Annotated in this window: 21 protein-coding genes; 13 read left to right on the top strand and 8 right to left on the bottom strand. The window is 42.5% G+C overall.

Annotation, left to right across the window (positions count from 1 at the left end; all coding sequences use genetic code 11):
• Positions 1-63: 63 nt before the first annotated feature.
• The 3 genes from V7K97_RS18735 (at position 64) to V7K97_RS18725 (ending at position 1,741) form a co-directional block, all read left to right on the top strand.
• Complete coding sequence (locus V7K97_RS18735) at positions 64-603, top strand: hypothetical protein (protein ID WP_334802515.1); 540 nt, start codon at positions 64-66, stop codon at positions 601-603.
• A gap of 50 nt (positions 604-653) precedes the next feature.
• Positions 654-1,130 (top strand): hypothetical protein, encoded by a 477-nt coding sequence (locus V7K97_RS18730; RefSeq protein ID WP_334802514.1) that lies wholly within the window; start codon positions 654-656, stop codon positions 1,128-1,130.
• 89 nt (positions 1,131-1,219) lie between these two features.
• On the top strand, positions 1,220-1,741 hold the full coding sequence (locus V7K97_RS18725) for an SMI1/KNR4 family protein (RefSeq protein ID WP_334802513.1): 522 nt from the start codon (positions 1,220-1,222) through the stop codon (positions 1,739-1,741).
• 57 nt (positions 1,742-1,798) lie between these two features.
• Here V7K97_RS18725 and V7K97_RS18720 read toward each other — a convergent pair whose 3' ends face one another.
• Positions 1,799-2,203, bottom strand: a complete 405-nt coding sequence (locus V7K97_RS18720) for a hypothetical protein (protein WP_334802512.1) — start codon at positions 2,201-2,203, stop codon at positions 1,799-1,801.
• An 89-nt stretch (positions 2,204-2,292) separates the two neighbouring features.
• Here V7K97_RS18720 and V7K97_RS18715 point away from each other — a divergent pair, with 89 nt between their 5' ends.
• Positions 2,293-4,866: a putative Ig domain-containing protein gene (locus V7K97_RS18715; protein WP_334802511.1), complete on the top strand. Its 2,574-nt coding sequence runs from the start codon at positions 2,293-2,295 to the stop codon at positions 4,864-4,866.
• 131 nt (positions 4,867-4,997) lie between these two features.
• Positions 4,998-5,237, top strand: a complete 240-nt coding sequence (locus V7K97_RS18710; RefSeq protein ID WP_334802510.1) for a WD40 repeat domain-containing protein — start codon at positions 4,998-5,000, stop codon at positions 5,235-5,237.
• A gap of 96 nt (positions 5,238-5,333) precedes the next feature.
• On the opposite strand, the gene V7K97_RS18705 is transcribed toward V7K97_RS18710, so the two are convergent.
• Positions 5,334-7,364: a S9 family peptidase gene (locus tag V7K97_RS18705; protein WP_334802509.1), complete on the bottom strand. Its 2,031-nt coding sequence runs from the start codon at positions 7,362-7,364 to the stop codon at positions 5,334-5,336.
• Between the two features lie 1,808 nt (positions 7,365-9,172).
• Here V7K97_RS18705 and V7K97_RS18700 point away from each other — a divergent pair.
• The 5 genes from V7K97_RS18700 to V7K97_RS18680 all read left to right on the top strand — a co-directional run bounded on the left by V7K97_RS18700 (position 9,173) and on the right by V7K97_RS18680 (position 12,333).
• Entirely contained in the window at positions 9,173-9,553 is a 381-nt protein-coding gene (locus tag V7K97_RS18700; protein ID WP_334802508.1) for a hypothetical protein, read from the top strand.
• A gap of 78 nt (positions 9,554-9,631) precedes the next feature.
• Positions 9,632-9,949 carry a hypothetical protein gene (locus V7K97_RS18695; RefSeq protein WP_334802507.1) on the top strand — a complete coding sequence of 106 codons (318 nt, stop codon included), beginning with the start codon at positions 9,632-9,634 and terminating at the stop codon, positions 9,947-9,949.
• Positions 9,950-10,837: 888 nt separating this feature from the next.
• The gene (locus V7K97_RS18690; protein ID WP_334802506.1) at positions 10,838-11,206 is read left to right on the top strand and encodes a hypothetical protein; all 369 of its coding nucleotides are present in this window, start codon (positions 10,838-10,840) and stop codon (positions 11,204-11,206) included.
• A gap of 90 nt (positions 11,207-11,296) precedes the next feature.
• Positions 11,297-11,476: a hypothetical protein gene (locus tag V7K97_RS18685; RefSeq protein WP_334802505.1), complete on the top strand. Its 180-nt coding sequence runs from the start codon at positions 11,297-11,299 to the stop codon at positions 11,474-11,476.
• A 146-nt stretch (positions 11,477-11,622) separates the two neighbouring features.
• Complete coding sequence (locus tag V7K97_RS18680) at positions 11,623-12,333, top strand: CDP-diacylglycerol diphosphatase (protein WP_334802651.1); 711 nt, start codon at positions 11,623-11,625, stop codon at positions 12,331-12,333.
• 1,212 nt (positions 12,334-13,545) lie between these two features.
• On the opposite strand, the gene V7K97_RS18675 is transcribed toward V7K97_RS18680, so the two are convergent.
• Complete coding sequence (locus V7K97_RS18675) at positions 13,546-14,601, bottom strand: alpha/beta hydrolase (protein WP_334802504.1); 1,056 nt, start codon at positions 14,599-14,601, stop codon at positions 13,546-13,548.
• Positions 14,602-15,125: 524 nt separating this feature from the next.
• Here V7K97_RS18675 and V7K97_RS18670 point away from each other — a divergent pair.
• From V7K97_RS18670 to V7K97_RS18660, 3 genes are all read left to right on the top strand, one after another.
• Positions 15,126-16,313 (top strand): DUF2252 domain-containing protein, encoded by a 1,188-nt coding sequence (locus tag V7K97_RS18670; protein ID WP_334802503.1) that lies wholly within the window; start codon positions 15,126-15,128, stop codon positions 16,311-16,313.
• A 75-nt stretch (positions 16,314-16,388) separates the two neighbouring features.
• The gene (locus tag V7K97_RS18665; protein ID WP_334802502.1) at positions 16,389-16,580 is read left to right on the top strand and encodes a hypothetical protein; all 192 of its coding nucleotides are present in this window, start codon (positions 16,389-16,391) and stop codon (positions 16,578-16,580) included.
• 559 nt (positions 16,581-17,139) lie between these two features.
• Complete coding sequence (locus V7K97_RS18660) at positions 17,140-18,714, top strand: adenosine deaminase (RefSeq protein ID WP_334802501.1); 1,575 nt, start codon at positions 17,140-17,142, stop codon at positions 18,712-18,714.
• 988 nt (positions 18,715-19,702) lie between these two features.
• On the opposite strand, the gene V7K97_RS18655 is transcribed toward V7K97_RS18660, so the two are convergent.
• The 5 genes from V7K97_RS18655 to V7K97_RS18635 form a co-directional block, all read right to left on the bottom strand.
• A complete protein-coding gene (locus tag V7K97_RS18655) occupies positions 19,703-20,074 on the bottom strand; it encodes a hypothetical protein (protein ID WP_334802500.1) in 372 nt (123 codons plus the stop codon).
• 31 nt (positions 20,075-20,105) lie between these two features.
• Positions 20,106-21,680, bottom strand: a complete 1,575-nt coding sequence (locus V7K97_RS18650; protein ID WP_334802499.1) for a GMC family oxidoreductase — start codon at positions 21,678-21,680, stop codon at positions 20,106-20,108.
• Positions 21,681-21,814: 134 nt separating this feature from the next.
• Positions 21,815-23,434 carry an FAD-dependent oxidoreductase gene (locus V7K97_RS18645; protein WP_334802498.1) on the bottom strand — a complete coding sequence of 540 codons (1,620 nt, stop codon included), beginning with the start codon at positions 23,432-23,434 and terminating at the stop codon, positions 21,815-21,817.
• 31 nt (positions 23,435-23,465) lie between these two features.
• On the bottom strand, positions 23,466-23,600 hold the full coding sequence (locus V7K97_RS18640) for a hypothetical protein (protein ID WP_334802497.1): 135 nt from the start codon (positions 23,598-23,600) through the stop codon (positions 23,466-23,468).
• Between the two features lie 249 nt (positions 23,601-23,849).
• Complete coding sequence (locus V7K97_RS18635; RefSeq protein ID WP_334802496.1) at positions 23,850-24,647, bottom strand: SDR family NAD(P)-dependent oxidoreductase; 798 nt, start codon at positions 24,645-24,647, stop codon at positions 23,850-23,852.
• Positions 24,648-24,816 lie beyond the last annotated feature (169 nt).

Here is a 24,816-nt window from a genome sequence, read left to right as displayed (position 1 = left end):
ATTAATTAAAACTGATTTGCACGATCCCAGTGAGTTTTTACCATAAATTATCAGGTTCAAAAAATGACGATTGAGCATAAAGCTTTTATATTTGATTATGATGACTTTAATAACGAGTTATCCGATGTGTTGGAAAATGCTATTTGGACAGATGAAAATGAGAATTTAATAGCTTTCATTGAAAGGAACTTGTCATATTTAAAAGATCCTTACGAAGGAGAACCTTTGAATTATTATTGGAAAGAATTAATTGAGGTTGACGATATAAATGAGTACGGTGATTTTGCAATTACTAAATACTATGACCCTAAAAGTGACATAGGTATTGGCTATGGTTGGGAAAAAATTAATGATGCACTTTTACAAGAATTAAATCTAGATATATCTCCCTTACTAGGTAGGCCATTTGGTTCAGCAGAAAATTACTTCGATCCTGGAAAACTAGGTTCGTATTTTCAATCTCCAGAACAAGTTAAGGAAAATTTTAAATTGCTTGATTCATTATCCGAAGAGCAGTTAAAGACTCTACCTAATATAGCTATTGTAGAAAAAATGCTTTCAGACGCTTTAGCTTTAGAAAAAGGGTTGTACATTACATTTTAGTGTGATCGCACAGCGTCACCTACGATTGGATTAACGATGGCGAGAATCGTTTGGTTGGTGTTACCACTACTAATGCTAATGGTACTTCACACCAGCAATATATCTACGATGCGTCGGGCGATCGCGTTGCTAGTATTGCTGATGGGGTCAGAACCAACTATTTGGTAGACCCCATGCGTAGTGTTTCTCAGGTTTTACTGGAATATGACGCTAATGGTCAAGTTACTGCTGAGTATACTTACGGACTGGGATTAATTAAGAGCGATCTGCTTGCAGCAGCGCTTCGCTATCGCACTGGCAATGAAAATTACTATCACACTGATGGCTTGGGTTCGACTCGCGTATTGACAAATGCAACGGGACAGGTTGTTGATACATATACTTACGATGCTTACGGTCGTCTGCTTTCTAGTACGGGTACTTCTTCTAATTCTTATCAGTTTGCAGGGGAACAACGCGATCGCCAGACTGGTTTAGATTATCTCAGAGCTAGGAGTTACTTAATAGAGATTTACATGATAATGTAATCCATTCTGGCGGTGCTTCTCAAGCTCGACAGAGATTGGGTACAACAAGATAGAATCCTTCATTTACTGTTGAAACAAAAATTTCCATTATGAACAAATACCAACAAAAAATAAAGTTGCTTGAAGGTTATTACATCAGAAATCATAAACCAAGTTTGGATTCTTCAGAATATATAAAAAATCTTGAAAATCAGATAAGTAATAGTTTACCAGCTAATTATTTAGATTTTTTATTAAATTATGGTGGTTTTGCCTTTACTGATGTAGTGTATCCTCTTTTAGAATCAAATGAAGTAGATGATGAACAAGTACTTAGTGTATGTTTTGGTATGTTACCAGGTGATAGTTATGACTTAATTCGTAATTACCATACTTTTAAAGACAGAATTCCTCCTAATTTTTTGCCTATTGCTTGTGATAGGATGGGCAACCTTGTGTGTCTTTCTATAAATAGAGAAGATCGAGGTTATATTTATTTTTGGCAGCATGACGCGGAGGAAATAGTTGATGACAGTGAAAAATTTGGATACCCAGAAGAAGTATATCTAGTTGCCCAATCTTTCGATGAATTTATTATTTATTTAGAAAAACTTGAGGATGATGATGAATAATTCTATTAATCTTTGTTAGAAAATAAGGCGCGTTTTACCCGATTGCCATGTGCATTGCTACTCCTCCCACTTCACCAGCACCCCATCCACCGCCACCAACCCCCACTGCGGACACTTCGCCACCAGTTTCTTGATCACGATCCTCAAAGCCGGATCATCATTCCAGCACTCCTGCAAAAAGTCAAACCCCGGATTCTGCCCCCAATTTCCTGCTACTTTGAGTTTCTGCATACGCTCCGGTCGCATATTTGACCTTGTAACAATCGCCTCATGCGACCATTTTTCAGCGTTGGTGACAGGCACGCCGGAACCTTCACCCTCATGATCTGCTTTGACTTCTTCAACTGAAACCGAGTTTTCAACTAACAACGTAGCTGAATAACCCTGTTCTACCTGCTCCTGAGTTTGATTAGCGATCGCTGAACTTTGCCATTGACGTTTCCGGTAGTACCATCGCCCCATTCCACGGGAATGGCAAATACAAAGATGTCTTTACCGTTTTAGACGCCGAAAAAGCAGCAATTCAAGCCACAATTGATGCCATCATTGCAATGGGTGGCGGCGACAAGGTAAAAATTAGCTTCATCCCCTTCACCAATGATGGCACTATTCAAGACATGAATCCGGCTGCTCATACCGGACTAGTTACCTACACTACAGCCCTTGCCGACTTTGACAATAATGCCATCCCCGACTATTTACAAATACTCAACAGTTACACATCAGGGGGTAGCAGCAAATTTACTCAAGTCGTCCAAAAAATTGACACCTTAATCAACGTACTACCAGGAACGCCAAATGTTATATATATGTCAGATGGCTACGGCTATCTAGACCCAACAGTGGCAAAAACCCTAGCCAATGACGTTTTGAGTAAAGGCGGAAATCTGAATGCTTTTGCCATTGGTTCCGCATCTACCTATTCAACTTTACTTGAACTTGACCCCAATGCTATTCAAGTTGTCGATATCAACGAATTGACAGATATCTTTTCTGGTTTTGATGACCGCTACGCCAAAGAACCATTCATGAACGGCGTTACCGTCTACCTTGACCAAAATAACAACGGTCAGCTAGACCCAGGAGAATCTTATCAAATTACCCAACAGGATAAGACCCCCAATAGCTTAGATACCAACAGCAAATACTACTTTACCTTCAAGGATCTGCTACCGGGTACTTACACAGTCCGCACAATGTTACCTAGCGGCTACACCATGACCACACCCACAACAAATGTGTGGACTGATACAATTACAACCGCAGGAGAAACGGATAATAATTTATTTGGCATTACTCAAGCCACCATTATTCCTCCCAATCAAGATCCTATTTTCGTCACTACGCCACCTGCTATTACTCTAATAAAAGCAAATCTTGAACTACGTTACAATGCCTTCGCTCGTGACCCAGACGCAGATATCGTTACCTACGACTTAATAACTGCTCCCGAAGGTATGGCAGTATTGGCTCATGATGGCATTGTCGTTTGGTCTCCCACATCTGCCCAAGTCGATAAATATTACCAAGATTTATACGCAGAACAAGCCCGTCTCACAGCTATTGGTAGAGGTGCTTATGCCCCCACTGATGTAGAATTCAACGTCTTGCTACGTGCTACAGATAGTAGGGGAGGACAAGCACTTCAGTATCTTAAAGTCCAATTAGTACCAAATAACCATCCCCCTGTCTTCACTTCGACATCGCCAAATAATACCCAGCCACAAATAGGTAAACCATTCCAATATCAAACCACTGCCACCGACCGCGACAATGACCCCGTAACCTTTTCTTTGGTTAATCCACCAAGTGGGGCGGTAATTAACGCCAACACTGGACTGTTAACTTGGACACCCACTGCTAACCAATTGGGCAATCAACAATTCTCCATTCAAGTTGAAGACAGTTTTGGCAATTCTAATTTGCAATCAGTCAACTTGACTGTTGTTTTAGCTCATGTTAATCATTCACCAGTATTTACCTCTACACCTCGCACAAGTACAAAAACCCAAAACCCCTACATCTACAATTTACAAGCAACTGACCCAGATAACGACCCCCTTACCTTCAGCTTAGTAAATGCACCTGTGGGTATGACTTTAAATCAAGGAGTTATTGTTTGGCAACCAACTGCTAGTCAATTCGGTAACAATTCAGTTAGCGTGCAAGTCAGTGATGGACAAGGTGGTACTACTACCCAAAGCTGGACAATTCAAGTCAGCAATCAACTCTCAAACTTACCTCCCACTATTACTTCTACACCTTGTACAGTTACCTCACTTGGTCGAACCTATACTTACAAGCCTACAGCAATTGACCCAGATGGCGATCGCTTAACATGGAGTCTCGTCTCAGACACTGTGCAAGGTATGGTAATTGATTCACAAACTGGGACAATTGTTTGGCAACCAACAGCTAATCAAATTGGCGATACCACAGTTAGTGTTCAAGCAACAGATATCTACGGTGCTTACAACGTCCAAGAATTTACAATCCATGTCAATGGCATTAATAGTCCGCCGAAATTTGTCTCGACACCGATTACCATTGCTGGGGTCGGACAAGGTTACAGTTATCAGGCTTTGGCAACTGACCCAGAAAATGATGCCCTAAGATTCACTTTGGGTAGTAAACCATCAGGGATGACTATTACTTCAGATGGTTTAATTCAGTGGACACCTACCGCAAACCAAGTTGGAAAATACGATATCCAAGTTATTGCTACTGATGACGAGGGTGCTAGCACTAATCAAACCTACACTTTAATTGCTGGTACTACTCCTGTTAATCATCCTCCGGCGATCAGTTCAACTCCGGTATTCTTGGCTGCTGTTGGTCATACGTATAATTACCAGGTAGCTGCCACTGACGCGGACAATAATCCGATTACTTATCAGCTGCTTTCGGCTCCAGATGGCATGACTATTGATGCCAATACGGGTTTATTAACTTGGGCTAACCCTGTGGCTGGCAGTTATCAAGTGGTTGTTGGTGCTGATGATGGTAATTCTGGTGCAGCCCAAGGCTTTACTCTGATTGCCAAAACCATTACTCCACCGATTATTCAATCTACTACTCCACCAAATAATGCAATTCCTAATACTTTAAAGAGCATTATTTTGTAAATAGGTGAAGCTTTAAGTTTAACCGTTGAGTTGGTAGCGACGTTAATTTTAGCGCTTAAAAGATTGCTAGTGGCAGTCGTGAAGGGAAAATCCAGTTGTGGGATATCAAGGGGAACCAGATCAATCACTCCTTGCAGGATCACGAAGGTTCTGTCACTGCGATCGCCTTTAGTCCCGATGGGCAGAAAATTGTTAGTGCCAGTATTGACAACACAGTGCGGTTATGGTATTTGGCAGGCAACCCCATTGCTCAACCATTTTGGGGGCATGAAAATTATGTCTGGTCAGTTGCTTTTAGTCCGCGTTTTTTGAAGCTCTTAAGGCGCTGGCAGAATTGCGCGATCGCAGGCTTTACCCTGCGCTATCAGTAGGGGTCTGAATTCCCAAATGAATTGATTCTGACCGGAGCAACGGAAACGTCTCCAGGTTTGTTCCTGAATTCAGAAGCACTGAATTCTTCTTCAAGACTATTTTCCAGCAGTTGCGGTTGAGGGGATCAAGTATTTATCATACCAAGCTAAATAACGTTCTAGGACATCACGTTGATAACTCGGTTTGCTGATTCCGTGAGACTGTCCTGGATAAACTACTAACTGGGTATCAATTCCCAGACTTTTGAGTGCTTGATACATCTGTTCCGAGTTATGTAGTGGTACAGAAAAATCCCTATCACCTCCCATAAATAGTGTTGGTGTAACAATGCGGTCAGCATGAAGAAATGGGAAAGAAATTCGTAGCCATACATCGAGGTTCTTCCACGGTACACCAAGCTCTTGTTCATAGTCATCAATATATTCATCAGTACCATAGGTCGCCAGAATATTTGATTCACCAGCCCCACTGACTGCGGCTTGAAAGCGGTGATCTTGAGCAATAGTGTAGTTGGTCAACATTCCGCCGTAACTCCAGCCACCAATTCCCAAGCGTGATGGTGCAGCAATACCAGTAGCGATCGCATAATCAGCACCGGCAATAATATCTTGAGCGTCTTTGTTTCCCCAGTCTGCATAAATCGCTTTGGAGAAAGCTTCACCTCTTCCTGAACTTCCACGTGGGTTAACACCGACAACGACATAACCTTTCGCCGCAAACAGTTGCCAATTAAACTTAAACTGATTTGTGAACTGACCGACAGGCCCGCCGTGCAACATTAGCAGTGTTGAGTATTTCTTCCCTGGCTGATAGTGAGGTGGCTTGACAAGAAAGCCATGAATTTCTGTACCATCTTGACTCCTAAAGCTGATTTCATCTGTAGTTGCTAAATTCAACTGCGCTAGTAACTGATCGTTTTGGTGTGATATTAAACGCAAATTTTTACCATTAAAGGCAAAGACTGCATTTGGTTGTTGTGGCGTTGAGGAAAGTAAAGCGATTTTGCCATCGCGTCCTAAATCAAATTTGCTAATCTCTCGTCTTCCTGCTAGGAATCGCTCGATTTTGCCACCAGTTACAGGTATTTTTGCTAGGTGAACATTGCCATCATCTTCGATTAAAAACAGTATTGATTTACCATCTGTGGTAAAGCGCGGTTTGGCAACATTGCGATCAAGGTTGGCAGTCAGTAGACGGGGAGTACCACCCTCGGCGGGGATAATGGCGAGATGATGAACTGCGTACTCAATAAGTTTGGGTAAACCTCCCTGCAAATAAGCAATTGACTTACCATCTGGACTCCAAACCGGACGGCTATCCCAATCAGGAGCGGAGTCAGGCCCAATAAAGGTAGTTAGCTGACGGGCTTTGGCTCCCGATTGGGCGGCGATTGCATACAGATCCCAATTATTATTGCGATCGCTCTCTTGACCACGTTTGCTCACAAAAGCAATATTTTTGCTATCAGGTGACCAAGCAGGTAAAGACTCATTAAATGAACCTGGAGTGAGAATATCTGTTTTGCGAGTTGCTAAGTCCAATACATAAAGATGTTCTCGACTTTTATCGATAAAACCGACACCATCTTCTTGGAAGTGAAACAGATCGATAACAATCGGTGGTGGGGTTTTACCATTAAAGGGAGTTTCTGGGGCTGGTGAGGAGGCAATTACGGCTAGTCGTCTACTGTCACCAGACCAGACAAAATCGCTAACATCACCAGCAAAGTCAGATATTTTCTCGGCTTCACCGCCTGATAAATTGAGCAACCAAATTTGCTGTTTTCCAGATTCACGGCTGGAGATGAAAGCTAGATACTTCCCGTCTGGGCTGAACCGAGGGTTATATTCACTATCCTTACCGTTAGTTAAATGTAATGTTCGGGAAGCATCCCAAGAAGTCATGTAAATATGGTTATCTTGTGTATCATTTTTCAAATCGGTATTAGTTACTGTGTAAGCAATCCAGTCTCCAGTGGGAGATAGTTGGGGATCGCTAATTTGGCGAAAGGCAAACTGATCCTTGATCGTCAGCAGACGTTTTTCTTGGGCTTGAGCCGAAATATTTATACCGAGTGTCATCGCTAAAACACTACTTGCTAAAGCGATTTTTGTTAGCTTTTTCATAACTAGATATCATAACTGGGGGTTCGCACATTTTTTTGAAGTTAGAGAAATTGGTAAATAACTTGGTCATAAAGCTTTGCCCCAGCATTGCGGCTAGCCCTGGTGGGATGTCCACAATCCGGGTTAATCGTGCGGAATCGGGTTTAGGAGAAAAGTTTCTCCTAAATTAATTTCCATGTCTATCCTGCCGGTCTCTCTCCATCATTATCCTTGCCAAAGATAATCCCGTACTCAGGGGTAAAGGCAGATGCTGGTGTATCATCAATCATGTGGGCGAATTCAGTTGCACAGTCACAATGTGGGATGGAGAGTACACTCACCAAGCGCACAGCTATGCCCCTACAGTACATTCGTATTGATGCTATGGAGTAAGCCTTATTCCCTGCCTTAAGTGTGAGGATTTTATTTTTTGGGTAAGAATTTTTATATTTATATATCATCTATGCTTGAACGGTGACTTTAGTCATGGATATATTTGTGACTTTTGTAAGAATATTTTTTTCCATAAAAGAGTTTTAATAATGTGAGGTAGAAACTAAATAATCTAAAATATATTGGAATATCGGCTTTCAATAAACATCTGATAATTCCGATAAATTTATGGTTTTTCCTATTTCTATAAATGTTATTTAGTAACTCCTAATAATAGGTAATTTTCTTGGTTGAAAGAAGAAAAATGAGCTACTATGATTTTGATGAGCATTTCTGGTCGCCAAAAACTGTCTGTCTTCAATCAAAATCAGGAGATTCTAGTCGAAAATCTTCTTATAAAAACTTAATTAATATTGTCCTAATAATATTGATATCTGTATGCACAGGCTTGTTAATAACAATTTTATTTAGAATCAGCAATAGCAATCTAGATAGAAATTTTATCAATAGAAATAATGTTGATGGTAATTGCTTGATACTTAAAAATAACAGTGGATTCCAAATTTATTGCTCGAAATTAGACTAATTTTAATAATTAAAAATTCCAAATTAATCGGAGAAACATACGGGAGCATGTCATGGCGGCGATCGCTTTGTTTCCTTTAGATTTCCTCTAAGAAAGAGGGCCACACTTTACTAGCCAGTACCCGCCCGCCGTAGGCATCGCTCTTAATCAAGAGAGGAAACACCAAGCGACACCGAATAGCCCGCCATAGGTCTTACCCTGAGCCTGCGCCGTACCCCGGAGGGGAAGCAAGCTACGCGGAGCGTCTCTAAGAGTTGGGCATCGCTCCAGGTGTGTAACTTTGACTCGCTTGAATATCTGAACTACATTACTGACCGAAAGTATCTTAGTTGACACTAAATTAGCTCACTCTTTTGGATGAGAAAGAAATCAACCAATTAGGTGATATAAGTGCAGTTATTTGAGACTAATATTGAAGAATAAATTCAGAAATAAAAATTCAGAAGTAAAAATTCAGAATCCAGCAATCTATTAGTGGGAAATTCAAACGCGCCACGACGAAAGTTGACCACTAAAGAAAGCATATTTAGTGGGGTTTTAAACTAATTCCTAATTGAGAATTTGTAATTCGTAATTGAATTCTTAACTACGAATTACGTAAGCGTTGCCCATTACGAATTAGTTAAACCCCAAGATTCAGCACTTGTACTGAGCGTTGCGTTGCCCTGAGCGCGGCCGTTGGGCAGGCTCAGGGTAACACCTGCGTCTAACGCGCAGAGCGTCTCCAAGAGTTGGGTCGAAGTGTCACGCCGAAGTCTACTTTTTCGTACAAAATTCAGAGCTTTCTTCTGGCAACAGATTCTATGAATAGAGACTGCTGATTGCCAGATATCTAACTTACGGTAACTATATGAAACTGAATACCTTCATCAATTCTGCATTTGTGATTGCATCTATTGCGCTTGTACCCGGAATTGCTATAGCTCAAACAGCTAATAACGATAGTGGCAACCCTTTAGCTGTCAACTCTAACAATTTACCCACTCAATTGAAAAATAATAGCGTTCTCCAACCCTTCCAAACAGCATTTTTTGCTTATCAAGGTTACTTCAAACCAGAGGGAATTCCCAGTGCTGGTGCTTTGGTATTCCAATACAAAGGAGGAGAGATAACAGCAATTGATGTTGTGAAGGCTGCTATCAAAGCTAATAGGCTCCCAGCAAAAACTTTGAATGATACAGATTACATAAACGCTGTTGATTCTCAGCTTAGGTCATTCAGCAGGGATTAGCGGGTTGGCAGTGGTTATTCCCAAGTCTAGCGGCAACGCCCATAGGGTTTAAAAACTCCCATTTGATGAGGCTATTATATGAACAAGATTGTTTTAGCTGTTTTGGCCACCGCTTTGAGTACTGCAACTACTGTAGCTTTCTCTCAAAGTGCTAAAGCTGACTCGACCTACGGCCATCGCTCAGAATATTCTCGAGAAGATTACCGAAATCATCATCGGGGAGATCGTCATCGGGGAGATCGTCATTGGGGAAATCGTCATCGGGAAGATCGTCATTGGGGAGATCACCCATATTACTTTCACCGAGAGTATTATCCTCTAATATATTACGACGAAGGATATTATCCACAACCTCATTCTCATCTTCAGCTTATTGTTCCACTGAACTTTCGGTAGTCATTATTTAAGTGGCGCTGCTCATCAAAACCACTTGATAGCGATGGCTTGTGTAAGTTCTCTTACCTTCATAGCGCCGGGTGCAAGAGCGCCATCGCTCCTCCTGACTTTTCCTCTTGGAATTTTAGGAGGGGCGACACCGATAGCGCAGCGTTAGCGACGCAGGAGCGTCGCAGCCCGTCGTAGACATCGCTCTGACTTTATCCTCGCTTGAATTAGAGCGAGCGAGGAGTAATTTAGACTAGTTTGTGCCTATTCTTCATTATTGCTGCCAATAACGAAATCAAGCCAAAAAGTGACCAATAATTCAGATTTTCATTGACTAGGAACACAAAATTATTAGCAGGGGTTGCTACTGTATTTCCTGGTGATTCCAGCTTTTAAGCTCCCAATTGAAACTCATTTTATGACAGCAATCGAAAGTTTCTTAGTTGGCACTAAATTAGCTCACTCTTTTGGATGAGAAAGAAATCAACCAATTAGGTGAGATAAATAGACTTATTTGGCACTATTATTGAAGGATAAATTCCAAAACAAGAACATCAGAATCTAGCAATATTTTAGTGGAGAATTAAAACCCGCTCCGGCGGAATTTGACCACTAGAAACAGTATATTTAGTGGGGTTATTCAACTAACTTGTAGATAGTTTTTAATTATTAATTTAATTCTTAAATGCGAATTACCTAACCGTTGTTAGGCGTAACCCATTACGAATTAGTTAAATTACTTGATTCACCTTCAACTGAGCCTTCACGAAGTGTGTCGTAGACAAGCCGGAGTGTCACGCCAAAGTCTACTTCTTTGTACATAATTCAGGGCTTTATTCTGATGACATCCTCTATAAATAGAGACTACTGATTGCTATATATCGAACTTAGGATAACAATATGAAACTGAATACCTTCATCAATTCTGCATTTGTGATTGCATCTATTACGCTTGTACCCGGAATTGCTATAGCTCAAATAGCTAATCACAATAAGATATCTTTCATTAATCTCGGTCGAGCCGAGAATTTAGCTCGCGAAGCTGCTGAGAAGGCCAATGGCGGTTTGCAACATTATCGAGCTGAGAACTCAATGTATGGCCCCGCCGAACGTTCTCCCCATACTTATGATGGACATGGCACTTGGACTTTCACCTTTAATGGACATAGCCCTGATTCTGACACTCCTACAGTCAAAAGTGTAGTGACTGTCTCAAGAACCAGGATAGTTCATATTGACTATAACAGACATATTCGCTCAATTAACTGAGCGGTTTAATCCGCTCAACATCGCTAAAAATCAACTCATAAAGAATTTAATTTACTTAATCTCAGATAGTTGAACAAAGGAAAATTAGTTATGAAACGGATACTTGTAGGTGTATTAGTTGCTTTACCACTGTTTATTGCTGCCATGCCAAAACAGGCATCAGCATTAGTAATCGATATTGGTGGGCATCATCATCACAGGTGGATTCGTGGGCATTGGGAGAGAAGACATAACCATAGAGTATGGATTCGCGGTCACTATGAACGTTGATGAAAAAGAGGGGAAAGAAAAAACTTTTAACCTTTAAGACGAACCCAATTCCGAGTTGAAAATGCACACTCTAGTACAAGAAGGCAAAAGTAAAAAGAAAGAATGCTTATTTTGTAGGCTTTCTGGCTATTTAAAATGGTTGCTTTATTTCCGCCGATCATACTAGCAAGAGTGATGCCTTGTGGCGCATCGTCCATGAGGCTTGCGTCCCCAACCAAGAAAAGCAAGGCAATCCCGCGCCTTGCACCTTGGTTGATTTGAAACAGGGCTATGCCCTGTTGAAAGACCGGGTAGGAAAGACGCAATATCTGCTTCTACCAACTGCCCGGATTTCCGGCATTGAAAGCGCTAGCCTGCTGGCGAGGGATACCCCAAATTACTGGAAGTTCGCCTGGGACTCGCGCGCTCTCATATCGCAGCGCTTGGGACGAACGCTGGCGAGGGATGCGATAGGCATGGCGGTCAATTCCGCCTTTGGACGCAGCCAGAACCAGTTGCACATCCATATCGATTGCATAGCCCCCGACGTGCGGGCGCAACTACGCGCCCACTTAAGCGCCATTGGGTCGCACTGGGCGAATCTGCCTTTCCATCTGGATGGGCATCCCTATCGGGCCAGGCGCGTCGATTCCGCAAGCTTGCAAGGCGTGAATCCATTCGTGCTGCTGGCACAAGATGTACAACAATCCATAGTACATGACATGAAACGCCAGACTCTCGTGGTGCTGGGGGTGGTATTCGAGGATGGAAGCGATGGCTTCATCTTGCTGACAGATACGGCGGATACACTGCAAGGCGACTTCGCCCATGGGGAGGAATTGCTTGACCATGCCTGCACCATAGCTCAGAAACCTTGACGATAGGCGTTGTTGCGTGAATAGGGAAAAATGGGAAATTTTACTTAGCCCTCTTTCATCAGTCTTGGAGAAAGCAATCGCTGCAAGGCTTACGAGACTGATGCAAGTTGCGGGGATTCGCAGCTGTGGGGGTGCGTAGCTTGCCAACCTAGGCATCGTCTGTCTGCTACGTTTCCTCTCTTCTCTTCTTAGGCTGCGCCAACGAGACGCTATTCGCGAACGCTTGTATTCTGCACAGATGCTAGGGCGATCGCCTGTCTGCTACATTTCCTCTCTTCTCTTCTTAGGCTGCGCCAACGAGACGCTATTCGCGAACGCTTGTATTCGGCACAGATGCTAGGGCGATCGCATCTACTCATTACCCCGCGATCGCCTGTCTACTACATTTCCTCTAAGAACGCGATCGCCTATGCTGGGCTTTAAGAGCGATCGCACTCCCCTATCAACCTTTCCTCGCTTGATTTTAAGTTCAACATCACTTAAACAACTCCCCTTTATTAAAGCAAGAAATTTTACTATAAAAACACAAATTGCGCGTATTCACTGATGGAAGCGGCAATTTTGCATGGTTAATATGTAGCAAATAATTAGGTGAACGATGCTTAACTGTCCTGAGTGTTTAACACCAGAACAAGTACATGATTGGCTTGGAAGATTTTCCTGACTATGGATGGGCACCCGTTAAGAAGTAAAAAGTAAAAAGTAAAAAGATAATCCCCATAAATAAATTGAGGGGATTTAATAATGACACCTTATTTCTCTCTACGAGACGCAATCATGCGAACGCGCTGCGCCACGACGCTCGATGACTCGCTTGCCGCCGGCGCTATCGTTATAAATGTTTTTATTTCATTCCATAAATAAATTTAGTTGCTCTCAAACCATTTTTCTTTTTCTTGATGAGTGCCTTTTTACTTTTTACTTTTGCCTTGTTCGGTGATGATGATGATTAAAGCGATCGCCCCTTCGTGCAGAGCGTCGCTCAGTTGTCGAGGTTTGAGTTGATTGTTCATTACGCATTGAGTTGACTGAGATTGATTTTTGGTTGTGTCGTGTTAATCAAATCTCGTTATTTACCCAGGGTTATTTCATTCTAAAATCTGACATTTTATGTATTTACGAGAATACGTCATTTTAGGCTTCAGGGATTCTATCTCACGATGGCTGGAAATACCTAAATTCGTTGGTTAAATCTAGAATGAAATAGCCCTGTTATTTACCTAGAATCTTTAATAAAGCCTGCCGATAAATATTTATTCCCTCATTATTTAAATGAGCGCCATCTTCTGAACTTAAATCATCTTTCAAAGCCTGATTCTCATTTAATGATTGAACCTCTTGTAGTTCCAATGGTATATGATTTTTAATTGCAACTTGATTCATCACAGTATTGATTTGCTCTACCCGAAGATTTGTTGCGGAAATACTTGGATCTTTACTAGCGGTAACTGTTGAGTAAAAAGCGGGAATTAAGAATATTTGATTACTCCCAAGGCTTCGCACTAAGGAAATTGAATCTTGGAGTTTGTTCGCAAATAAGGAATCACTTAATCCATACCAGGCATCATTCCCTCCAATCGCAATCACAGCTTTTTCGCATTTAATTTTAGTTGGAATGAGAAGTTTTAGTTGTTCAACAAGTGAAATCCCGCTTATCCCATTTAAGGCAAAATTAAAAGTACCTTTCCCCAGAGTATTACCCATTTCGGCAGTTACAGAATCCCCAAACAAGCAAGCCTGGAATTGCTTTCCTTGAGTAGCAAATTGCTGATATTGAACTTCAAGTTGCCATAAAGGTGTAGAACTTAAGTTATCTTTAGGTGGTATTTCAATAGGAGATAGATTTAACTTACTTGCTATTTCTAAGACTCCTGGAACATTAATAACTAGTCTTTGACTAGGATATGCTTCAAGAAAGCTGATGATCCCCAAACCCTCTTGAGAATTCGCCCCGATGATCACAGCCGCGTCTAGTGCTTGTACCCCGGCTTGGTCACGACGGGCGATACCTTGGGAAACCGTAGATAGAATTTCTTTAGCTAGTTCTGTATTTAACAGCTTATCCAAAGCCCCAATATCAAGAGATGCTTTTACTTGTAGCGCCTGATGAAACTCTTTTTGTTCTTCCCGACTGAAAAATTTGAGAAAAAATTGCAAATCAGAAGAAACTTCTTGCTTTTGTGCATACTTACGTAAATCAGCAACAGGTAGGGATTCTTCAAATACACCATAGCGAAAAATAATTTTCTCAGCGGCAAAACAGGGCATTGCAGTCGGACTCAGTAATACCATGCAACTACATATACTCAGCACCAGATGACGTAAATATCTCATAAATCCTAATTGTTTGCGTAGCGTTTTCTTTTTATTGGCATTGCCGACGATACTCCCCAAAGCCGTTGGGTAGTCTTACCAACTCTACCAATTTTTGAGAGCAACGATAACAGCCAAAGCGTCACCCATAGCGCCACGGAGAGCGAGTCATTCAGCTCACTGCCCCTTAAAGTAGACATCGCTTTTTATTCAAAGAGGAAAAAATAGCAGTAGGAGTGTAGCTTGCCAACCTAGGTCTTACCCTGAGACTGCGCCGTACCCTTCTCTACGAGAGGCTGCGCCAACGGGAAGCAAGATACGTGCAGCGTCTGGGAGCGACACGCTGTTCGCGTTCGTAGAGAAGGGCATCGCTCGAGAGCAACATAAGTGCCTCAAGATTGAACTGCCTTTTTCAAATTACTCTGCTATCAATGGGTAATGATAAGTCACCAGACCATTCATTTCAAGAGCCAAAAATTATGACAAACAATATCATTGACAGAATTCATCGCTTTAACCTTGGACGCAACCCAAAACTGCTTGAATTAAAATACAAGGCAATGCGTTCTGATGTTTTTACTTTTTATCGCGGAACGTGTCATTTATTTTACGAAGACTTCCCTAAAGATTCCCCACTGAATGCAGCCCCACCAGTATGGATTTGTGGTGACTTGCATCTGGAAAACTTTGGTAGTTATAAAGGTGATAACCGATTAGTTTACTTTGATCTTAATGATTTTGACGAAGCCTGTCTTGCTCCTTGCACCTGGGATGTGGTGAGGTTTATTACCAGTGTGATAGTTGGCTCTCAGGCGCTGAAGGTGAATGAATCAGAAGCATTGCATTTAAGCAATTCCTTTCTTGATGCTTACAGCAATGCTTTAGCTAAAGGTACTCCTAGAAGTGTGGAAAAGGAAACCGCTTCGGGCTTAGTTAAAGATTTATTAAGAAGTTTAAAAAACCGCCTTCGCCCAGAATTTTTAGAGCAGCACACCAAGCAAAAGAAAGGTAAGCGGTACTTAATTATTGACAATAAACGCGTTATGGAAGCCACAGAAGCAGAACAGCAAAAAATCACAAAACTCATCTCCAATTGGCACAAATCTACACAAAAAGATGCTAATTTTTATCAAGTTTTAGATGTACAACAGCGAATAGCTGGTACAGGTAGTTTAGGGTTAGAACGTTATGCAGTTTTGGTAGAAGGTAAAGGTTCTCCTGATGGCAATTATCTCTTAGATTTGAAGCAAACAGAAACAACCTCATTACAACCCTATTTAACGCTACCTCAGCCGGATTGGTCGAGTGAATCGGCACGGGTAGTAGCTATCCAACAACGGGTGCAAGGAACCCCACCTGCTCTTTTAGGGGTAATAGTTGAGGGGAATAAATCTTATGTTTTGCGAGAGTTGCAGCCAGTACAAGATCGGGTGAGTTTACAGGCGTGGGATGGAAAGCTGGAACGTTTAGAGAAGTTGATGCAGACAATGGGTGAATTGACGGCCTGGGATCAATTACGCAGTGGTGGTAGACAAGGTTCTGCGATCGCAGATGATTTAATTAAGTTTGCTCACTTATCTGATTGGCGTAATCAAATCCTAGAGTATGCAACCAGCTACTCTTTGCAAGTAAAATTAGATTATCAAGAATTCTGTCAAAAATCATGAATCTTGCCTAGTCAAGAATCGCCATGTAATTAATTCTGTTTGGTTACTTATGCCTCTAGTATTAGAGAAAGATTAATGCGGGAGCAAGTTGATGCGCCTCACCAGAAGTCGGAGGGCAGTATTGCTCCTACTGCTTGGCGGATTTATTCCCTTACAGCTGTTGCTGCACCGGGCACGTCCTCATCTGTGGACATAGAATTTGATTATGGCTTTCCTAGTGGTCATGCTATGGCTAGTAGGGGGATATTGGTGGTGAACCTAAAGTAGTCTTCTAAAAACATTAGGTTCTGGGTGAATGTGGGATTTAGTTCGGTATCGGTGCGGACGTGGTATTTGAGTCCATAAGATTCGGCGTAAGCTTCTCCTGGTGGGCTTATCCAATTAGCCAAGGGAACTGCTAGAAAACAGTGCGAGTGAACCCACACTGCTAACGGTCAAAGCTGACAACATTCGCCGGCTACGCGAGTTGATGAATAATTCTGAGAATGAAGACTATTAAAAAATAATAATATTTTATTGGCTCACATTAAAACATTTGACATACATCTATCTTAGGTTATAGTTTATACAAGTCTATGCAGCTTGATAGTTGATTGTTTTCAACGGTGTGAACATCACACTCTTACTGACTACTATCTTTGTCAATCGATAGGGATACATTACGTAAATTAAAAAGCATGAGATTAGATTTGTAAGTATCTATCCATCCGTTTGGATAAAATTTGCTCTAGTATAGCTACCCTGGTAATACCGCAGATAAACGCTGCAATGATAGGGCAATTGAACCAGATAATTATGTTTATATTTGACAAAAAAATACATCTATATGCGTAGACGAGCAGCTTTATCTTTATTTCTAGGAGTATTAAGCTGTTCTAGCTGTTTTATCTTCAGTGGAGCAGCTCAAGTCCCATCTACTTCGCAGCAGTCCTCAATTCAGAGTGAAGCTCAAGCTGCTAGTTGGTTTGAAGCCCATCGTGCTCAACCAGCCGCTTTACGAGCATTTGTACAGCGAATGCCAAAGGGCGGAGATATCCACACTCATCTAAGCGGGGCTGTGTATGCAGAACACTATCTGGAGTGGGCTGCCACCGATGGGTATTGTGTGAATCCAAAGGCAGGGACATTAGTTGAGCCTAAAGCTTGCGGTCAGGACATTAGTTATTTTCCAGCCTCAGAATTGTTAAATAAACCAACGTCTTTTTATGATTCCCTAATAAATCGTTGGTCTACTCGCAACCTCCAATTTGCTGGAAAATCCGGACACGACCAATTTTTTGACGCTTTTGCTGGTTTTGGGGCAATATCCGACTCTGCGAGTCGTCGGGATGATATGGTCGCGTCAGTAGCAAATCGGGCAGCTTCGCAGCATATTAATTATCTAGAGTTAATGCTTACTGTTGAGGGCAGTGAAGTTCGACAGCTAGGGCGTGAAGTTGGTTGGAATAAAGATTTGCAAGAGATGCACCATCAATTGCTCAAGCGAGGATTAACTAAGCTAGTGACACTGGGCAGCCAGCAATTTGCACAGTTGCAGCGCGAAGTCCCGAAAACACTCGGTTGCGGTACTCCATCGGCACAGCCTGGATGTGGAGTGACAGTGCGCTATTTGCAGCAAACAACAAGAACAAAGTCGCCCGTTGAAGTGTTTGCTCAGTTAGCTTATGCTTTTGCACTAGCTTCATCAGATTCGCGCGTAGTTGGCATCAATCTCGTCGGTCCAGAAGACAACCCGATTGCATTGCGCGACTACACCCTGCAAATGCAAATGCTGCAATTTTTCAAACGCCAATTTCCCAATGTCAGGGTCGCACTTCATGCCGGAGAGTTAACCCTGGGGTTGGTGACCACCGAGAATTTACGTTTTCATATTCGGCAAGCTGTAGAAATGGCACAGGCATCTCGTATCGGACATGGCGTGGATCTTCTTTTTGAAGAACATCCTTTCGAGTTGATGAAGCAAATGCAGCGGCGGGGCGTGTTGGTCGAAATCTGCCTGACCAGTAATGAGGTCATTTTGAATGTCCAGGGAGATGAGCATCCTTTTATGGAGTATTGGAAAGCTGGAGTACCATTGACCCTTGCTTCCGATGATGAAGGCATTTCCCGCATCGATTTAAGTCATGAGTATCTGTTAGCGGCAACAAGATATGGTCTGGGATATAAAGACCTCAAGCGACTAGCTCGCAATAGCTTAGAATATAGTTTCGCTCCGGGAAATAGTCTCTGGAAGTCGCCTGAGTTTAAGGCAATGGTTCCAGCTTGTGAAAGCGATACCCCTCGTGCGGCCTCTGTTTCTCAAGGGTGCAGTGCTTTTTTTCACCAGAGCGATCGCGCAAGGATTCAATGGCAGCTAGAGTCGGAATTTGATCGGTTTGAGTCATTACAAAACTGGCTTTGATAAACCTCTAATGTTTATGGAGATAGCAGTAAATCGCGGTAGGACTATAAGGATTAGTTATTCACTACAAATAATTAAATTTGTCCTATGAAAGCACATATTAGATTAAAATTACGCAAAAGTTTATCAATCGAAGGTATTCTTCATTGGGTAGATTTTCTGCCAGTTGGAGTGACTGCACCTAGCCCGGATTTCTCACAAGCAATAAAAAATCAATTTACATGACCTCATGTAAGATATTTTTTTGATACATTATCAATTCAAATTTAGGCAGGGAGACAAAATTAGTATAAAACCATAGCTATAGAGTTAAATAAATGAGTAATACCCATTACTCATTACTCATTACTTATTACTTCCAAATTAAAGACAGTTGGAGTCGGGGATTTAAACCCCAACTCAACTGATACTACGTGTAATGGTTGGGGTCTTAAACCCTTGAATTTACGATAAATAAGTTCCTGGAGGGTTCATTTGCTCTGTTTACCTAGATGAGCATCATGCAGAAACTTTTCCCTCATAGCGATGCCTACGCTCATCACATTTACGTAATAAAGGTATTGTAAATACAATTTAAGCTTTCACAAAACAATGAAATAATATCATGTCTGCTTGATTACTTATTAAACCTGAAGAACCCCACCCCGCCAAAGCTACGCTTTGTCTCCCCTCCCGAAGAGCGGGGAGGGGATTAAGGGGAGCCAGTGCGGTCTTGGGGTCTCCCCAAGTGGAGCATCTGGCGTGTGGGGTGCAATGACTGTGGGAATCATAACTAATTATAGCAGTTCTCAGTTGAGTGAAATACAGACCTAACCCCCAGCCCCTTCCCTACAAGGGAAGGGGAGTAAGATTCAAAGCCTCTCTCCTTTTAGGAGAGAGGTTTGGAGAGAGGTCAAAGTGTATTGCATCCAAACGAAAACCGCTATATGCGGACATGATATAACTATGAAATTTTCAATTTTTTTGCGTATTGATTGGCTGATATAGCTCAATGAGATCGTGACTCATAAAAACAGCCTTGGGGTTTTGATAGTGTTTGTAATTCTTCCCAACTGTAATGAAGGGGTAATTCAATTGGTTTGCGATCGGCACCTAATCCCAAACTAATAGTCGGCTGAAGTTCCTCAATAAATTCTTCTGCATAAACAACCAGTTCATTGGCTGCAACTCCACCAGCGATCGCACCCGCAACTCCACCAATCGCAGCACCAACTTTACCACCAATTGAGCGACCTAGTGCGGCTCCAGCAATCCCGCCTCCTACAACTCCCAATCCTGTCGCAATCGGATGAGTATTAGAAGATGATGTTTCTCTTGAGTTTTGATTTTGCGTTTCTAAATTAGTCTGTTGATCGTTCATAAATTTGTCCATCCTAGAAATAATAAACTTTCTACTTCAAACATTCAGCTAGATGAGCGCCTACGCGCAAAGCATTTGCCATAATTGTGAGCGTGGGGTTAGCACCGGAATTTGACGGAAAGAAACTACTATCTACCACGTAGAGATTATCGACATCATGGGTACGGCAATTGATGTCAAGGACTGAGGTTTTGGGATCTGTGCCAAATCGACAACTACCACATTGATGGGCTACTGCTTGTTCTGGTAGCTGAGTGCGGGGATAAAGGCTAAATGGCAAGACGTGTTTAGCAGAGTGAGGAATTGACTTGAGTACAGATGTCCATCGGTGAATTAAGCGATCGCTTGCTTCGGTATTGTTCAGTGTATAGTCAACGTGAATCTTGTCACCCACCACCCGAACCCGATTGTTCGGATCTGGTAAATCCTCTGTCTGCAACCACCAGCCAACCGATCGCTCGGCCAACAAATGGCGCTCAAAATGAGGAATCAGCTTGACAAATGGGGCCATCAGTGGGGGTGCTTCTCCGGGAATCATATCGGCAAGTACATTACCTGTATTCTGCACCATACCCATCGGATAGGGGAAATCCGGTTCTCCCCAGTAAAAATCATTGACAGCGATGGTTTTTTGAAAGTTGGCGTGATTCACTTCTAGATGTATGGAAACTATGGCCGTTTCCAGTTGCTTCATGAAATTCCGCCCCACCTGATCGGAACTATTTGCTAATCCGTTGGGATGTTTGTCATTAGCAGAGCGTAATAGCAAAGCAGCTGAGTTGACAGAACCACAGGCAACAACCACAATATCGCTTGTGAACCAATGTTGCTCTCCTGTAATTTCAGTTTCTATTCTCGTAACCTCTCGCCCCGACTCACTGGTATGCAGCCGCAAGACTTTAGCATTAGTTAAGAGAGTAACATTGGCATACTTTTCACGAGCCGGACGAATGGCGTTGACTTCAGCATCGGCTTTTGCCTGTACCAGACAGGGGTATCCGTCAAAGGTATCGCAGCGAATGCAGGGGCTATTTAGGCGATCGCTTTCATTCAGCTTTAATCCTAGTGGTAGGTGAAATGGATAATAACCCAGTTCCCGAATGCCATCAGCAAGAGACTGCATATCTGGCTCATGACTGACTGGCGGATAAGGATATGGTTCGCTGCGAGGTGGTTCTGTGGGGTCTTCTCCTTCCTGTCCATGCACGTCATATAGCTTTTCTGCTTGCGTGTAGTATGGCTCAAAGTCTTGATACTTCAAAGGCCATTCTGGAGAAATTCCTCCCTGATGAATTACCTTTTCAAAATCTCGCTCCCGCAATCGAATTAGGGCTGCACCGTAGAGTTTGGTATTGCCACCAACCCAGTAGCCTGTTTGGGGCTGAAAGGCTTTGCCTTCCTTGTTATACCATTGCTCATCTGTATGGTAACGGTGTTTTTGATAGACTTCCTCTGGATTCCAGTTAGCTTTTTCTCTCGGTAAAAAGTCGCCTCGTTCCAGCACGAGAATTTTTTTACCTGTGGGTGCGAGGCGGTGAGCTAGTGTACCTCCACCTGCTCCTGTACCGATAATGATGATGTCGTAGTGTTCTGTGATGTTCGTCATATATGCAGGAGGTTGCAAATTATTCTTATCTCGAACTTAATTAGTCTAACTGGTTCCTAGTCAGTGCTGTTAGCGGAGCTTTCCCGTAGGGTAGCGCTTGCTACTAACTCTGCTAGCGCTTGCTACTAACTCTGCTAGCGCTTGCTACTAACTTGAGGTTGTTTGTGAATCAAATCAACTGCACCGCGCCGTAATTTTTCAACTGTTGGCATTTGGTTCAAGCGCATCAATTCAGAAATAGCTGCTGCTTCTGTATCTCGATGGCTGGTTGCAGCTGCCAAGACTTGATTGTTTTTGATGTAAAAAGCAACGAATTGCTGTTTTTGCAAATCCCCATCTACAATAATTTCATCCCAACTCTGGGCGTGTCCAATATAGCGCAAGGAAAACTTGAATTGCATCGTCCAGAAAAAGGGCAGTCCTCTAAATTTAACTGCTTTACCTGCCATATTATGAGCTGCAATTCGCCCTTGCTGTGCTGCGACTCGCCAATGTTCAACGCGAATCGATTCGCTTGTACGCCAATCGAGATAACGGGCAATATCACCTGCGGCGTAGATGCCATCACCTGCACATAAGTATTCATCAACAACAACACTGCCATCTTTGGGATGCAATTCGACACCCTTAAGAAAGTCTGTTGCAGGTTCTACACCAACGCCGACGATTACAATATCTGCTTGCAAGCGATCGCCATTATCTAAAATGACGGCTTCTACTTTGTCGCTTCCGGCAAATTCTACCGCTTTTCTCTCAAACTTAAAAGAAACGCCGTTTTCTTCATGGACTTGCTGAAAGATTTTACCGATTTCCTCACCCAGGGTTTTCTTAAAAGGTACAGAATCCGGCGAAACCACGGTTACTTGTAAGCCTTGCTGACTCAGACTCGCTGCCGTTTCCATGCCGATAAAACTGGAGCCAATGACTACCGCTTTTCCTTTTTGCTTGATGGCTGTCAAAATGCGATCGCTATCAGCAAAACTGCGTAATGTGAATATGTTTTGCAGGTCTGCGCCGGGAATATCTAGCTGGCGTGGTTTTCCGCCTGTTGCTACCAGTAAGGCATCATAGGTTAAAGAATCACCATTAGTAAAGGCGATCGCTTTATTTGTCGTTTGCACCCGTTCAACTTGGTGATTTAACAGCACTTCAATGGCGTGTTCTTGGAAGAAATCGGGCGATCGTAGGGGCATTTCCTCTGGGGATGCTTTACCAGTTAAGTAAGCTTTACTTAGTTTGGTGCGATCGTAGGGTAGCTTGTCTTCTTGAGTAATCATGACGATTCGCCCTTGATATCCAGCTACTCGCAAAGCTTGTGCGGCATGAATTCCGGCTGCACCTGCGCCTAAAATCACAAATGTCCGCCCATCAACGTTGGGGTTGAATTGCGCCATTGTGGGCGATGCCTGCGGCGGCAAGCTACGTAATTCTGGGGTTTGCTCTGGTACGCTGACAATGATATTTTCACCTTCAATGCGTACCTCATAACGAGCTAAAGAATCTAAGCCAGGTGGCTCTAGTTGATCGCCAGTCGTCACGTCAAAACAGGCATTATGCCAAGGGCAAATAACACGCTCTCCACTTAGCACCCCATCTGCCAGTGGTGCGCCATAATGAGCGCAGTGTGCGCCGACAGCATAAAACTTTCCATCGATTCGACTCAGTAAAATTTCTGTCTCGCCGACAGAAACTTGTCGCATTTCACCATCATTTAGATCGTTAATATTGGCAACAACTGCTTCTACTTGTTTCATAATCAACCCTTAAATAATTCGTAATACTTCTCTACGAGAGGCTGCGCCAACGGCTACGCTCAGTACAAGTTCGTAATTCGTAGTTACTGAATCGATGCTCTAGACCCACGGAAGTTGTTAATAATCCTGGAAAAACTTTTTCTCCTATGGTGTACTTTCGTTGCATTGACTTGCACCTTTGATGCATTGACTTGCAAAAGTTAAACCGCTTGATGTTGTGCAGTAACTTTAAAAGCGAAGCACTTTAGTCCTTACTACGAACTTATTCATTCATTGATGGACTACTAGTACAAGAAGGCAAAAGTAAAAAGGCAAAAGTAAAAAGAAAGAATGCTTATTTTGTAGGCTTTCTGGCTATTTAAAATGGTTGCTTTATTTACGCCGTGTCGTACTAGTTTTTTTAAATTTGCTTTGCTTACAAACTTGCAACTGAGCCACCATCTACCCGATAGTTGGAACCAACTACAAAGCTTGATTGCTCAGAACAAAGGAAGGCAATTACAGCCGCTACTTCTTCGGGTTTACCACGTCGCTTGAGTTCGATGTGAGGGCGATGTTCATTGAGGAAACTGTCAATTGCCTCATCAAAGCTAACACCTAGCTCTTTTGATCGCTTTTCCATCATTGCATCAGTCATGGAGGTGGCGATATAGGCGGGAGAAACTGCATTCACTAACACACCATCTTTTGCATAAGCTTTAGATAAATTTTTTGCAAGATTCAACACTGCTGCTTTGCAAGCACAGTAAGGTATTTCTTCTGGGTATGGCTGTAGTGCATCTTCCGAACTGATGAGGACAACTCTGCCCCAACCACTTTTACGCATCGCCCCAATAAAAGCGCGACAGGTGCGTACCGTCGCCATCAAGTCAACCTCAATTGTCTTGTACCACTCCTCATCAGTCAGTTCGAGGAAATCTCCCGTAGCACCTGTAATTCCTGCTGCATGAACAAGAATGTCAACGGTTCCGAAACGCTTCAGAATTTGCTCTTTGGCAGATTCGACTTCTTCAGGCTTAGTGAGATCCGCCTGAACCGTAAATATTTCTCCAAACTTTCTTAACTCCTCAGCCGCGAGTTCAAGATTTTCGGAAGTCTTATCGAGAATAGTAACCTTTACACCTTCATGGGCGAGTAGTTTAGCTGTTGCTTTACCAATGCCGGAATCACCTCCAGTAATTACAGCGACTTTACCTTTAATACCAAGATCCATAAGCTATAGCTTCTCTATTTCTTAATTAGGAACAAATTATGCCAAGCTGATTAATTGAGAAATATTCAGATAGTTTTTGCTTGCACGTTTTACTTTATGTCACAAACTATGATTTTTTCAACGCATCAATGGTATATCCCAAAAATGATAAGTTCAGCCTTTAGACATA

It is taken from the genome of Nostoc sp. (assembly GCF_036917815.1).
GTDB lineage: Bacteria > Cyanobacteriota > Cyanobacteriia > Cyanobacteriales > Nostocaceae > Nostoc.
The sequence above is the reverse complement of the archived record's forward strand: the minus strand, read 5'-3'. Positions and strand labels throughout refer to the sequence as shown.